Here is a 13,718-nt window from a genome sequence, read left to right on the forward strand (position 1 = left end):
CGTATTTGGGGCCAAGTTGACAGGACGATGCTCATCAACTTGGCCTCAAATACGCCTGCGACGCCCGAACCTGTCGATCCCACCCTACGGGATGCCCTCCGCTCGTCCGGCGATGTATGAAAGTCCCGACGGACGACGGGAGGGGAATCCATGGCGGTGATCTGGGCCGAGCGGGCGCTTTTGCCCGAGGGCTGGGCCAGCGGCGTGCGGATCGAGGTCGAGGACGGGCGCATCGGGGGGGTGACGCCCGGCGCTGCGCCCGAGGGCGAGCGGCGGGCGATCCTTCTGCCCGCGCCGGTGAACCTCCATTCCCACGCCTTCCAGCGCGCGATGGCGGGCCTGACCGAGCGGCGCGGGACCGAGCCCGACAGCTTCTGGACCTGGCGGCGGCTGATGTTCCGCTTCCTCGATCGGCTCGACCCCGATCAGGTCGAGGCCATCGCCGCCTTCGTGCAGATGGAGATGCTTGAGGCGGGCTATGCCGGGGTCTGCGAGTTCCACTATCTCCACCACCAGCCGGACGGGCGCCCCTATGCGCGGCTGGCCGAGATGGCCGAACGGATCGCGGCGGCGGCGGCCAACTCGGGGATCGGCCTCACGCTGCTGCCGGTGCACTACCAGTATGGCGGGCTCGACCGGCGGCCGCTGTCGCCCGGGCAGGTGCGCTTCGGGACGGACCCGGCGCAGTTCCTGCGGCTGATCGCCGACAGCGCGGCCGCGCTGCGGGAACTGCCCGACTCCGATCTGGGGGCTGCGCCGCATTCGCTGCGGGCGGTCTCGCTGGACGGCCTCAGGGAGGTGCTGGCCGAGGGGGTCGGGCCGATTCACATGCACCTGGCCGAGACGGTGGAGGAGGTCGCGGAGGTGCGTGCCGCGACCGGAGCGCGGCCGGTCGAATGGCTTCTGGGCAACGCGGGCGTGGACGCCGGCTGGTGCCTGATCCACTGCACGCAGATGGAACCGCGCGAGACGCTGGCGCTGGCCGTGACCGGGGCCGTGGCCGGGGTCTGCCCGCTGACCGAGGCGAACTTGGGCGACGGCATTTTCGACGGGGTGCGATGGCTGGGCGCGGGCGGGCGGATCGGGGTCGGCTCCGACAGCAACATCCGCATCGCGCTGGCCGAGGAGTTGCGGCAACTCGAGACGACGCAGCGGCTGCGCGACCATGGGCGGGCCATGCTGGCGACGACCGAGCTGTCCACGGGACGGCGGGTCTACGAGGCGGCCTGCCGGGGCGGCGCGCAGGCGGGCGGGCGGGCCTCGGGCGCGATCGCGCCGGGGCTCTGGGCGGACCTGCTGGCGCTGGACTCGGGCCATGTCGACCTGGAGGGACTGGCGGGCGACGCGGTGCTGGACGCCTGGATCATGGCCGGGGACGACCGGCTGGTGACGGATGTCTGGTCCGCCGGCCGGCACCGGGTCCAGGACGGCCGCCACGTCGCGCGCGAGCGGATCGAGGCGGCCTATCGGCGGGCGGTGCGAGGGCTCCGGGGAGCGCTCTAGGCCACGCGGCGGCGGCCCAGGGCCAGGAGCGCCAGGAGCGCCGTGCCGGTCATGGCCAGCGCGGGCGGCAGGGGCACGGGCGCGATCTCCTCGCGCGCGAGGTCGGCCACGGCGGCATGGACCTTGGCGGTCGGATGGACGGTGTCGATGAAGGCCTTGCCGGCGAGCTGCTCCGGCGTGCAGATCGGCTCCATCGGCTGGCCGGGGCTGACCGTTGCGAAGCAGGGCAGGACCGGATCGGTGAGGCCGTAGGCGGCGGGGTTGGCGATCAGGTCGCGCAGGGCGGCGTCGATGTCGACGATGGCCACGTCGGACTCGGCTCCAGCGGCGAGCACGGCGTTGAAGGTCTGGGCCCCGAGCTGGGCCAGGGGCGCGGCCGCCGTCTGGAACACGTTGAACGCGGGGGTCAGCTCCAGGGGCGCCATGTTGAGGAGCACCACGTCGTCCACGCCTCGCGCGGCGAGCTGGGCCACGCCGCCCAGCACGGCCTGGGCCGCCTGAGTGGCGGTGGCGATCACCGCTTGGGCGCTGCCGGTGCCGATGGCGGCGAAGAGGTCGTTGGCGCCGATCCAGATGGCCGCCACCGGACGGTCGCCCAGCCGCCCGGCCGAGGCCGCGTCGAAGAGCGCGATCTGCTGGTCGAGGTCGGGGATCTGGAACGGCAACCCCTCGGCCCCGTCATCGTTCGTGACGGCGCGGGCGAGGCCATAGGCGAAGTTGCCGGTGGCGAGGCCCTTCGCCGCGAAGTCCTGCGCGATGTATTCGGCCCAGACGGGGCCGTCGGAGAAGCGGCCGGCATAGGGCGGCGAGACGGGCACCTGCCCGCCCGTCGCGGCGAAGATGTTGCCGGGGTCCGACAGGCTGTCGCCGAAGGTCCAGAAGCTGGTGAAGGTGCCCGCGTCGGCCCCGAGGGGAACGCCGGTCACGAGGGCGAACGACAGGAGAGCGGCCTTGAGACGGGTCGGCTTCATGGACGATACCTCGGGACTGGGGGCTCTGACCCCGAGGCTAGCAACAATCCCTTGAAGCGAGCAAGCGCGCTCGGATCAGCGCAGCCCCTCGGCCGCGATCTGCCGGGCGAGCGTCAGGGTGGCTTGCGCGCGGGCGGCCGCGATGGCGGCGGGGCCGGGCTCGGGCGGGAGTGGCGCGGTCACGAGGAACTCGGCCGCGCGGTCGCGGCCCGAGCCGTCCTGGGACGCCACGAAGTACTGGCCGCGCAAGACGAAGGCGCCCCGCGTCAGGTCCGGCGCGAACTCGGCCAGGCGGACGTCGACCTGCGCCTCGGGACCGTCGTCGAAGGGCCAGGGGTCGGGCGCGGTTTGGGCCCCGGTCAGCTCGCCCAAGGCGCGCGACAGGTCGAGCGTCAGGGCGCGGGAGGGATCGTCGGCCCAGACGGCGCCGCCGGCTTCGGTCAGCGCGCCGCCCTGCCCCTGAAGGAAGATCTCCTCCCCGTCCGCATAGGCCGGAAGCGAGACCTCCAGAACCTCCACCGAAGCGAAGCCGATTCCGACGCGCCCCTCGGCCGGTGCGGGAGGGACGGCGATCAGGAGCGGCCCCGGCCCGCCGCAGGCGGCGAGGAGCGCGAGGGCTGAAAGCGCCAAGGGGCGGAGCGTCATGTCAGTCTCCGAAGATGAGCGAGTTGGGGTCGCGCTCGATGGCGCGGGCGAGGTCGGCCACGGCGTTGGCGGCGTCCGACACCTCGCGGATGGCGGCCTGCGCCTCGCGCACGACGCCGGAGGTGTCGAGGCCACCGATGGCCGTCCCCGCCTGGTCGAGAAGCGCCCCGGCGCGCTCCACCAGCGCGGGGAGAGACTCGGCGGCGGCGGCGGCCGAGGCCAGCGCGGCGTTGGCGTTGGCGACCACCCCGCCCTCGCGTGCCTCGCGCAGAAGGGCCTCGACCTCGGTGAGCGCGGCCGACAGATCGGCGGGCAGAGCCTGGGTGCTTTCGGCCGAGACGAGCGCGTTGGCGCTGGCGGACAGCGTGGTCAGCTCGACCACCAGTTGCTCGACGGGGAGACCGTTGGCCTTGGCCACGAGGGCGTTGATCCGCTCCACGATCTGCGGGAGCCGGTCGGCGCCGGCCTGGATGGAACGGGCCGCGTCCTCGCCCGCCGCGATGGCGGAGGACAGGCGGGTGGCGAGCTGGCCGTCGTCCAGGTCGGTCAGGATGGCCCGCGCCTCGGCCAGCGTGGCGGACGCCTCCTGCGAGAGGGTGCCGATCTGGGCGGGAAGCCCTTGCAGGCCGGGCTGGGCGAGGAGCGTGCGGGCCTCGGTCGAGAGGCCCGTGACCTCGGCCAGGAGGGCCTCGACGGGAAGCCCCTCCGCCTTGGCGGCCACCGCGTCGAGGCGGGCGATGAGCTGGGGCACGCCTTCGGTCGCTTCGCCGAAGCGCTGGATCGTCGTGTTGGCCGAGTCGACGGCGGCGAGGATGCGGCCGGCGGCGTTCTGCTCGCGCAGGTCGGCGAGGGAGCCGCGGATCTCGGCCACGGCAGCGTCGATTTCGGCGATGGTGGCGGAGATCTGCTCGGGCAGCGCCTGCACTTCGGGCGAGGCGGTGACGCCGCGGATGTCGCCCAGGAGCGCGCTGACCTCGGCCGGGATGGCCCGCGTCGCCTCGCTGCCCACGAGAACGGACGCGTTGTCGAGGAAGGAGATGGCCGAATCGAGAAGCTGCTCGACGGGAAGGTTGTCCACCCGCTCCAGCAGGCCCTCGGCGGTGCCGGCGATGTCGGTGATCTCGCTCGTGGCGACGGGCAGCGCCGGGAAGGGCAGCGCGGCGAGGTCGATGGCGGCGGGACCGGTCTCGGGGACCTCCACCAGCTCGACCTTGAGCCCGCCCAGAAGGCTGCCGGTGGCGAGCCGGGCGCGGAGCCCCTCCTCGGCCACGCGCTCCTGGAGGATGGCGAAGATCTCGTCCCGGCCCTCCTCGCCCTCAAGGCCCAGGCGAGCGGGCTGGAGGGCGAGGACCGCCTGGAGATGCACCTCGTTGTCGCCGAAGCGGGCGGGGTCCAGCAGGCCGTCCACGTCCGTCACCTCGCCCACGCGCAGGCCGTTCAGCTCCACCGGCGCGCCGACCGCGAGCCCCGCGATGTTGCCGGAAAAGACGGCGGACAGGTTCAGGATGGGCGAGTTGGGGTCGGTGAAGATCGAGTCGCGGGCGTCGGCTTCGTAGAGGAAGGCCTGGAACACGTCCCCGTCCTCGGCGGGCTGCGCGCCCGAGACGAAGGTGTCGAAGGCGAGGCCGCCGACGATCAGCGAGGACAGCGAGTCGAAGCTGACCTCGGCCCCGGCGGCGCCCACCGAGAGCGCGAAGCCCGAGGCGTCCCAGAACACCGTGGCTTCGGTCACGAGGCGGTCGTAGGGCGCGAAGACCACGGCCGGGGCGATGATGGAAACGCCGTCCTCGCCCACGCGCGGCTCGCCCACCTGGCCCACGGTCACGCCCTGGTAGAGGATGGGGACCTCGGAGGTCAGGGTTCCGTCGACGGAGCGCAGCGTGAACTCCAGCCCCTCCTGCCCCGCGCGCAGGAGCGGCGTCGTTGCACGGCCGACGTATTCGTCCTGGATCTCGCCGGGGGTGGTGTCCCAGCTTCCCTCGATGAAGACGCCCGAGAGCACGGTTTCGAGGCCGGTGATGCGCTGGGTGGTGATCTCGGGGCGGACGACCCAGAACTGGGCGTCCTCGTCCACGTAGGGCGCCACGTCCGGGTCGACGCGGACCGAGACCACGACATGGTCCAGCCCCTCGGTGAAGCGGACGCGCTCCACGAGGCCCACGGTCACGTTGCGGAAGCGCAGCTCGGTCTCTCGGGCCACGACGCCGGCCGCGTCCTCGAAGACGATGTCGATGAGAGGGCCCTGGTCGCGGAGCTGCTGCCAGGCCACCCCCACGGCGATGACCGTGGCGGCAAGCGGGATCAGCCAGACGATCGAGGCGCGCTCCCACAGGCTCCGGCGGGTGGAGGTCACGGGGATCTGGGGAACGGGATCGGTCATGCGGGATCGCGGGCCCGGTCCTCGATGCCGTCCCAGATCGTGCGGGGGTCGAAGGCCTGGGCCGAGAGCATCGTGAAGATCACCGAAAGCGCGAAGGCGAGCGAGGCGGGGCCGGGGTCGATCCGGGCGACCACGTTGAGTTGCACCAGCGAAGCGAGGATCGCAACCACGAACACGTCGATCATCGACCAGCGGCCGATGTATTCGACGATCTCGTAGAGTTGCATCCGCCGCGCGGGCGAGGTGCGCGAGCCGCGCCGGGACGAGAGCGCGAGGAAGGCGATGGCCAGGAACTTGGCGATCGGGATGCCCACGGAGGCCACGAGGATGATGAGCGCGATGCCGGGATTTCCGTACTGCCACAGCTCGACCGCGCCGCCGATGATCGTGGCCTCCTCGGTCGAGAAGAGCGTGCGGGTGGAGAGCATGGGCCAGAGGTTGGCGGGGATGTAGGCCAGCACCCCGGCCGCCCACCAGGCCCAGACGCGCGACAGCGCGCGCGGGTCGCGCGACACGAGCTGGCCGCCGCAGCGGGCGCAGCGGGCGGTGCCCAGCGGCCAGACGCGCGTGCAGCGGCGGCAGGCCACCAGCCCCGCCTCGCGCGCGGTGAGGTGGATCAGCTCGGGTCGATCGAGCGCCACACCGACCACCGGTCGACGAGCCGGTCCTGCGCGATGGTCACCACCACGAGCCCCGCGAACATCCAGAAGGCGGGGCCGAGCGAGACCTGCGCGAGGTCGGCGATCTTCACGAGACTGACCGCGCAGCCGATGGCGAAGATCTCGGCCATGGACCAGGGGCGCAGCGACTCCGACAGGCGGAAGGCGCGCGCCGCCTGCCGCGCGGGGGGGCGGTCGAAGACGATCGGCCCCAGCGTATAGAGGAGCAGCATGGCCCGCACGAGCGGCAGGACTAGGATCGCCGCCGTGACCGCCACCGACACCGCGAGGAGCGGGCCTCCCACGAAGCTGGTGGCGACCTGCCAGAGCGACGCCTCCTGCGAGAAGCCCAGCCGGTCGATGCGCAGGAAGGGAAACCAGAGCGCCCCCAGGACGAGCACCACCGCCGCGAGCGCGAGCGAGATGATCGCCATCCCGGCGTGGCGGCGGGGCGAGATCAGGACGGTGTGGCAGCGCGCGCAGATGGCGCGCTGGCCGTGCGCGACCTCGGCGGCGCGGTAGAGCGCGTCGCATTCCGGGCAGGCGATGAGCCCGTCCAGCGCCGTGTCCGCGAAGTTGCCCGTCCCGTCCGCCACGGCCCCTGCCCCTCTGTCCCCCCGTGACTTAGGCCCGCGACTGCCGAAGGCCAAGGCGGGCCCGCGTCACGGCAGGGGGAGCGCCTCGCGCCGGTGGCGGCGGGGGCCGAGCCGGGCGGCGAGCGCGAGGCCCAGGCCCGAGACGACGGCGATCATGCCCGCCGCGCTGACGGAATGCTCTCCGCCCAGCCAGAGCGGCCCGTAGCCCGCGAGAATGTAGCCCAGCGCGGCCGAAAGGGCGGCCAGGCCCGCGCTGAGCCAGACCTGCGTCCAGAGCCGGTCGGTCAGCAGCCGCGCGGTGGCGGGCGGGACGACGAACATGGCGATGACGATGATGGCGCCCACGGCCTCGAAGGCCGTGACGGCGGCGGCGGCGGCCAGCGCGACGAGCCCCAGCCCCACCGCCGCCGGGCGCTGGCCGGTCGCGCGGGCGAAGCCCTCGTCGAAGGTGGCGGCGACCAGCGGGCGGCGCAGGACCGCGATGTAGAGGACGGCCGCCACCAGCACGAGCGCGAGGCGTCCAAGCTCGGGCGGCAGGCCCGCGAGCGCGGCGGGATCGAGGAGCGAGCCCCAGTCGCTGGCCGCGAACCAGATGAGCGATTCGAGGTTGCCCATCAGCGCGTGCTCCACGTCGAGGTGGACGCCCGAGGCGCCCGTCGTTTCCAAGAGCAGAACCCCAACCGCGAAGAGTGTTGTGAAGACGGTGCCCATGGCGGCGCCGGGCTCGACGTTGCCCCAGCGGCGCACCGCCTCGATCAGCACGACCGCGAGGAGCGCGGCGACCAGAGCCCCCAGCATCATCGCAATGGGCGCGAGCGCGCCGGTCAGCAGGAAGGCCACGACCATGCCGGGCAGCACCACGTGGGACACCGCGTCCCCCAGGAGAGCCTGGCGGCGCAGGAGCAGGAAGTTTCCCGGCAGCGCGCAGGCCACGGCTGCGCATATGCCGATCATGATGGGCGGCAGCGAGAGCTGGACGAACTCGGCCCCCATCAGCCGATCCTCCGGTCGAGACCCGCGATCTGCTCGACGGGCAACAGGGCCGAGAGCGGCGTGCGGCCGTCGTCCTGCGCGATGAGCGGCGAGGACGGGTCGGCATGGCGCAGCGCGATCCAGCGGAGCGACTCCTCGCGGCTCAGGATCGGCGCGGCCCGGCGGGCGGCGCGGGCGCGGGCGACGGCCCCCCGGCCAGGGGCGAAGAGGAGCGAGGCCGCGAAGATCCCGGCGGCCACCAGCACCACGAGCGGCCCCGCGGGGAGGGACGGCGCCGTGGCCGAAAGCGCGGTGCCCACCCAACCCGAGACGCCGCCGATACCGGCCGCAACCGCGAGCAGCACCCCGGCCCGGTCGGTCCAGAAGCGCGCGGCGACGGCCGGGATGATGAGGAGCGCCACGATGAGCACGAGGCCCACGATCCGCAGCCCCGCCACCGTCACGAAGAGCACGAGGAGCATTCCGGCGAGGTCGGTGCGGCGCACGTCGATCCCGGCAGTGGCGGCGTAGCCTTCGTCGAAGGCCACGATGGCCATGGGCCGGCGCAGCGCCCAGATGACAAGACCCGCGATCGCGCCCCCGGCCGCCACCGTGAGCGCATCGGCCTGGAGCATCCCGGCCGTCGAGCCCAGAAGGAAGCCTTCGAGCCCGGCCTGCTGCCCTGCCGACATGGCCTGGATCACCGTGAGGAGCACGAGCCCGGCCCCGAAGGTCACGGACAGGACCGCTCCGATGGATGCGTCCTCGGGCAGTCGGGTGCGGGAGGTGAGGCATTCGACCGCCCAGAGCCCGAGCGCGGCCGTGGCCGCCGCCCCGAGGAGGAGCCCTAGAAGCGAGCGCCCCTCGCCGCCGAAGGCCACCATGACCAGGAAGGCCAGCGCCACGCCGGGCAGCGTCGCATGCGCCATGGCGTCGGCCACGAGCGCGCGCTTCCTGAGCACCATGAAGGTCCCGGCCGCTCCGGCCGAGAGGCCGAGGAGCGCCGCGCCCACGGACACGAGCGCAGCGTTGCGGCCCGCCTGGAGCAGCAGCGCTTCGAGGAAGAGCATCATCAGCGCACCAGCGCGAGATGGCGGGCCGACAAGCGGCCGCCATAGGTGGCCTGGAGGTTGCGGTCGGTCAGGACGAGGTCGGTCGGGCCCTCGTCGATCGGCCGGCGGTTCAGGAGGAGCACGCGGTCGAAGTACTCGGCCACGGTGCCCAGGTCATGGTGGACGCAGACGACCGACCTGCCCTCGGTGCGCAGCGACTTGAGCACGCGGACGATGGCGGCCTCGGTCGCGGCGTCCACGCCTGCGAAGGGCTCGTCGAGGAGGACGAGATCGGCGCCCTGCGCCAGCGCGCGCGCCAGGAACACGCGCTGCTGCTGGCCACCCGAAAGCTGGCCAATCTGGCGGTCCGCGAGCTCCAGCGTGCCGGTGCGTTCGAGCGCGGCCTCGGCGCGGGCGCGGTGGTGGGGCCGGATGCGACCCAGGAGCCCCAGTTCGCGGTGGAGGCCCATCAGCGCCACGTCGATGACGCGCACCGGGAAGTCCCAATCCACCGAGGCGCGCTGGGGCACGTAGGCCACGCGGTGGCGCGCGCGGGCGAAAGGCTCGCCGAAGACGGCAACCTCGCCCGCCAGGCGCGGCACCAGGCCCAGCACGGCCTTGAGGAGCGTGGACTTGCCCGCGCCGTTGGGCCCCACGATGGCCATCAGCGTTCCGGGGATGACCGTCATGTCGACATCCATCACGGCCGGCTTGCCGCCATAGCCTGCCGAGAGGCCATGAACGGCCAGGGGGCTCTCGTCGAGCGGGATCAGCGTCTCGGGGAAGCGTCCCAGGGCGTTCATGCGGGCCTCCAGAGCCGGCCAAGCCGCCCGCCCTCGGGGGTGGTGCCCCCGAGTTCGCGGGCGACCAGCGTCACGTTGTGGTCGATCATGCCGAGATAGGTGCCCTCGTAGGTGCCCTCCTCGCCCATGGCGTCGGAGAAGAGCACGCCGCCGATGCGCACCGTGTGGCCACGGGCGGCCGTGCCTTCGATCAGGGCGCGCAGGCCGCGGTCCGAGACGGAGCTTTCGACGAAGACGGCGCGGACCTGCCTCTCCACGAGAAGGCTCACCAGTTCCTCGATGCGAGCGACGCCGGCCTCGGACTCGGTCGAGACTCCCTGGATGCCTTGCACGTCGAACCCCCAGGCGCGGCCGAAATAGGCGAAGGCGTCATGGGCGGTGACCAGGACGCGCGACTCGGGCGGGACGGAGCCCAGCACCTCGTCGGCATAGGCGCGCAGCGAGGCGAGCTCGGCCTGGTAGGGGCCGAGCGCCGCCTCCACGGGCAGGTCGGGCGCGACCGAGAGCAGCGCCCCGCCGATGGCGTCGCTGACGCCCGACCAGAGCGCCGGGTCCATCCAGACATGCGGGTCGAAGCGGTCGGCGTAGCGGTCGTGCCCCAGAAGCCGATCGCGCGGTAGGCTTTCGGCCACGGCCGCCACGGGCTTGTGCGCGGCGAGGTCGTGGAGGAAGTCCTCCATCTGCGCCTCGAGGAAGAGGCCGTGCCAGAGCGTGAGGTCGGCGTTAACCATGGCGGCGATGTCGCTACGGGTCTGCCGGTAGGCGTGGGGGTCGACGCCCGGCCCCATCAGGCCCTGCACAGCCACCCCCTCACCCCCGAGGGCCCGGGCGGTGTCGGCGATCATGCTCATGGTCGCGACGACCCGAAGCGGCCCGGCGGCACGGGCCGCCCCCGTCAGCCAAGGCGCGGCCGCGAGGCCCAGGATCACGGAGCGTCGGCAGAGCGGCGTGGGCGGCATGCGGTCCCCCTCGTGTTATCCACAGGATGATATTGAGAGGCATTCGCAATACGTCAAGTCAAATGCGAGTAATTCGCAGCAGTGGCGCTCAGGCCGGCTGCGGCACGGGACGCGGCGCGAGCCGGTCGACGAGCTTGAACATCAGGGGATTCAGGGCGATGGACAGGAGCGCCGCCGCCAGCACGAGGTCGTGCGTCCGGGATGCCATCACCCCCAGCGACACGCCCAGGCCCGCCAGGATGAAGGTGAATTCCCCGGCCTGCGCGAGGCTTGCGGCGACGGTGAGGCCGGTGCGTCGGTCCTGGCCGAAGGCCGAGGTGATGGCGAGCGCGGCCAGGGACTTGCCCAGCATGATGATCGCCAGAAGGCTCAGGACCTTGACCGGCTGCTCGACAAGGATCCTGGGATCGAAGAGCATTCCCACCGACACGAAGAACAGCACCGAGAAGGCATCGCGCAGCGGCAGCGAGCGTTCGGCCGCGCTGTGGCCCAGGGGCGAGGCGGCCAGCACGAGGCCCGCCACGAAGGCCCCCAGCGCGAAGGAGGCGTCGAAGACGGCGTAGGCCAGCCAGGCGATGCCCATGGCGATGGCCAGGACGCCCAGCGTGAAGAGCTCGCGCGAGCGTTCGTGGGCGATGGCGATGAGGGCGCTGGGCAGGACCCGCGTCCCCACCGCTGCCATGAGGAGAACAAAGGTCGCGACCTTGAACAGAACCCAGCCCACCTGGGCCGCGGCGCCGGCGGCCGAAGTTTCCTCGCCCGAGCCCGCCATCAGCGGCAGGAGCACGAGCGCCAGCACCATCACGAGGTCCTCGACGATGAGCCAGCCGACGGCGAGGCGGCCCGTGGGACTGCGGACTTGGGCGCGCTCCTCGAGCGCGCGGATCAGGACGACCGTGGAGGCCACCGACACCGAGAAGCCCATCAGCAGCGCCTCGGCATGGCTCAGGCCATAGATCTCGCCTAGGAGCCAGCCCAGGCCAGTGGCGGCGGCGATCTGCGCCACTGCCCCCGGCAGTGCCACGCGGCGCACTGACATGAGATCCTTGGGCGAGAAGTGCAGCCCCACCCCGAACATCAGCAGGATCACCCCGATCTCGGCGAGTTGGGGAGCAAGCTCGGTGTCGGCCACGAATCCCGGCGTGAAGGGACCCACCGCAACCCCCGCCAGGATGTAGCCCACCAAGGGCGACAGCCGGAGCCGGTTAGCCACGAGGCCGAACAGGAAGGCCATGACGAAGCCGGCGACGAGCGTGGTGATGAGGCTGTGGCCCTCCATCGGGTCTCCTTCAGCGAGCGGTTCGGGATGGTGCGGATCTGGGGCCTCGGATCCGAGATGCGCAAGGGCCTCGGCTTGGGAACAGTTCCGACCAGAATCGTGTAGAGCGCTTTTTCGGCGTGGCCGCCCCTCACGCGGGGACCACCCGCACCAGGACCATCGTGAACCGTGCTGCGTGGCGGAAGCGGATCTCCGGGCAAGGTCGGACCGGTCCGGCGCCATCCCTCTTCACCCTTGAAGGATCGGATCACGCCGTTCGCCACGCCCAGAGCCGCTCGTGCGAACACGTCTCCGGTCAGGGCGCGACACGCCCGATCACTGGACCGCCGATCGCGCCCGGGGCGCTCAGCCCTCGGGCGGGATTACGCCCTTGCGCAACGTGAAGCAGCCATAGAACCGCCGCTCGCCGGTCTGGATCACCGCGTAGGCTTGGCGCGCCGTGTCATAGAAGGTGAAGCGTTCGATGCCGACGAGGCGCGCCTCGCGACCATCGACCCGGTCGATGACCTCCTGCACCTCCTTCTGCACCGCCGGAACCGTCGCGGGCTCGCCCACCACCTCCATCCGGCCGGCGAAGTCGGGCACGAAGGTGTCGAGCGGCAGCACCGAGAGGATTGCCTCGATGGCCTGCGCGGCCGTGAGATTGTCCATGTGCAGCAGCTCGCCCAGCACCGTCTCGCGCGCGATGCTGTCGGCGGGGAAGTTGGTGTCGCAGACCACCAGGAGGTCCCCGTGCCCCATCGCGCGAAGAGCATAGAGCACGTCTGCGCTCAGCCGGTTGTCGATTCCTTTCAACATGTTCCGTCCCTCTATTGATGAATTTTCCTGTGCCTGCACCGAAGAGATGCGCCCAAGGCCAACCGATCAAGCATCGAAAGCGGTCGGGGTGAAAAGGATGGTGGGGCCTTGGGCCATTTCCGGTTGCATATGCCCCACGCCCTCGCGAGGCGCTCGACCGAAAAGACCTGTTGTGCTGCATGGTTCCAAGTCATGCTTCATGCAGCGCCCGAACTTCTCTCGCCAGATTGCCGGTCTCGGCTTCACAATCGTGACTCTTGCGACCGAGTCGTGCCCACTGCTCACCCAGGGCTCGCGCACCATATCGCCGTCATGATGATAGACGCCGCAGTCTGCAACCGGAGTAGGTCCCAAGATAAGAGCGTTCGTGGAGCCTGAGGCGCAGGCGAGCATGTCAGGGCCGACCGGACTACAATAGGTCGGCCGGCGTGCCCATGGGATGGTCCGACTGGTCAAGGTCGGCCCGGCAACGATCTGGCCACGATGTCGGCAGCCCTGTGCGGGTTTCGTCTTGCGACTTCGGCCATCACCCCTCCCCGATGCAGTCCAGAAAACCGTAGCTGTGGGTGTTCGGCCTGTCCATGTAGGCATGTCGGACCCATCTTGGATGGGCAGTGACGGATCGAACTTTGCACCGGCGGCGCAAGTCTTGGTCAGCCTCCGGGCCAGAGCGTCTATCTCTTCCGAGGTTGCCCCTGTTGGGTGAGTTTGGACACCTCGATCGGACGGGGGCCGATGTCCGACCCTGAGTGGTCAGGCAATTCCATGTGCCGGCAAGTCAGTTCATCGTGGACCGGGTACCTGAACTCGGCGTTTCATCTAAGAAGAACTCGCAGCCTAGGGCCCGTGCCAGTCGTTGGGCTGGCGTCTGAGTTCCGCTTCGACCAGCCGTGGGTAGACTTGGCTTGGCATCGGGCCGCCTGTCGGGTCCACGGTCGGGCGATGCCTCTAGCCGTCGCCAACGTCGAAAGAGTGAACAAGCAGTCCATTTGGCAAGGCGATAAAGGTGTTCTGGAGGTTGGGAGTCGTGGCTACGCTCAGGACTCATAGCCAGAACATGACGGTTGCGGCCAAGGCGATGGCCGAGAGAAAGACCTTGGG

At 71.3% G+C, this 13,718-nt stretch carries 12 protein-coding genes; 1 reads left to right on the forward strand and 11 read right to left on the reverse strand.

What is annotated here, in order from left to right:
- Positions 1-150: 150 nt before the first annotated feature.
- Positions 151-1,503, forward strand: coding sequence for a formimidoylglutamate deiminase (locus tag FHG71_RS14165; RefSeq protein ID WP_139082345.1), 1,353 nt, complete (start codon positions 151-153; stop codon positions 1,501-1,503).
- On the opposite strand, the gene FHG71_RS14170 is transcribed toward FHG71_RS14165, so the two are convergent.
- The 11 genes from FHG71_RS14170 to FHG71_RS14220 form a co-directional block, all read right to left on the reverse strand.
- Positions 1,500-2,474, reverse strand: coding sequence for an SGNH/GDSL hydrolase family protein (locus tag FHG71_RS14170; RefSeq protein ID WP_139082346.1), 975 nt, complete (start codon positions 2,472-2,474; stop codon positions 1,500-1,502). The two genes, FHG71_RS14165 and FHG71_RS14170, sit on opposite strands and share 4 nt — an antisense overlap.
- Before the next feature lie 75 nt (positions 2,475-2,549).
- Positions 2,550-3,119: a PqiC family protein gene (locus FHG71_RS14175; RefSeq protein ID WP_139082347.1), complete on the reverse strand. Its 570-nt coding sequence runs from the start codon at positions 3,117-3,119 to the stop codon at positions 2,550-2,552.
- Between the two features lies 1 nt (position 3,120).
- On the reverse strand, positions 3,121-5,499 hold the full coding sequence (locus FHG71_RS14180) for an MlaD family protein (RefSeq protein WP_139082348.1): 2,379 nt from the start codon (positions 5,497-5,499) through the stop codon (positions 3,121-3,123).
- A complete protein-coding gene (locus FHG71_RS24305) occupies positions 5,496-6,140 on the reverse strand; it encodes a paraquat-inducible protein A (RefSeq protein ID WP_139082349.1) in 645 nt (214 codons plus the stop codon). Before FHG71_RS24305 ends, FHG71_RS14180 begins: the two co-directional genes overlap by 4 nt.
- Complete coding sequence (locus FHG71_RS24310; RefSeq protein ID WP_139082350.1) at positions 6,116-6,754, reverse strand: paraquat-inducible protein A; 639 nt, start codon at positions 6,752-6,754, stop codon at positions 6,116-6,118. Before FHG71_RS24310 ends, FHG71_RS24305 begins: the two co-directional genes overlap by 25 nt.
- Positions 6,755-6,820: 66 nt before the next feature.
- Positions 6,821-7,747 carry a metal ABC transporter permease gene (locus FHG71_RS14195; RefSeq protein ID WP_139082351.1) on the reverse strand — a complete coding sequence of 309 codons (927 nt, stop codon included), beginning with the start codon at positions 7,745-7,747 and terminating at the stop codon, positions 6,821-6,823.
- A complete protein-coding gene (locus tag FHG71_RS14200) occupies positions 7,747-8,799 on the reverse strand; it encodes a metal ABC transporter permease (protein ID WP_139082352.1) in 1,053 nt (350 codons plus the stop codon). The genes FHG71_RS14195 and FHG71_RS14200 overlap by 1 nt, the downstream gene beginning before the upstream one ends.
- The gene (locus tag FHG71_RS14205) at positions 8,799-9,581 is read right to left on the reverse strand and encodes a metal ABC transporter ATP-binding protein (protein ID WP_139082353.1); all 783 of its coding nucleotides are present in this window, start codon (positions 9,579-9,581) and stop codon (positions 8,799-8,801) included. The genes FHG71_RS14200 and FHG71_RS14205 overlap by 1 nt, the downstream gene beginning before the upstream one ends.
- Positions 9,578-10,540 carry a metal ABC transporter solute-binding protein, Zn/Mn family gene (locus tag FHG71_RS14210; RefSeq protein ID WP_139082354.1) on the reverse strand — a complete coding sequence of 321 codons (963 nt, stop codon included), beginning with the start codon at positions 10,538-10,540 and terminating at the stop codon, positions 9,578-9,580. Before FHG71_RS14210 ends, FHG71_RS14205 begins: the two co-directional genes overlap by 4 nt.
- A gap of 88 nt (positions 10,541-10,628) precedes the next feature.
- Positions 10,629-11,819 carry a cation:proton antiporter domain-containing protein gene (locus FHG71_RS14215; protein ID WP_139082355.1) on the reverse strand — a complete coding sequence of 397 codons (1,191 nt, stop codon included), beginning with the start codon at positions 11,817-11,819 and terminating at the stop codon, positions 10,629-10,631.
- A 345-nt stretch (positions 11,820-12,164) separates the two neighbouring features.
- Positions 12,165-12,617 (reverse strand): RbsD/FucU family protein, encoded by a 453-nt coding sequence (locus FHG71_RS14220; protein WP_139082356.1) that lies wholly within the window; start codon positions 12,615-12,617, stop codon positions 12,165-12,167.
- Positions 12,618-13,718 lie beyond the last annotated feature (1,101 nt).

Source organism: Rubellimicrobium roseum (genome assembly GCF_006152145.1).
Lineage (GTDB): Bacteria > Pseudomonadota > Alphaproteobacteria > Rhodobacterales > Rhodobacteraceae > Rubellimicrobium > Rubellimicrobium roseum.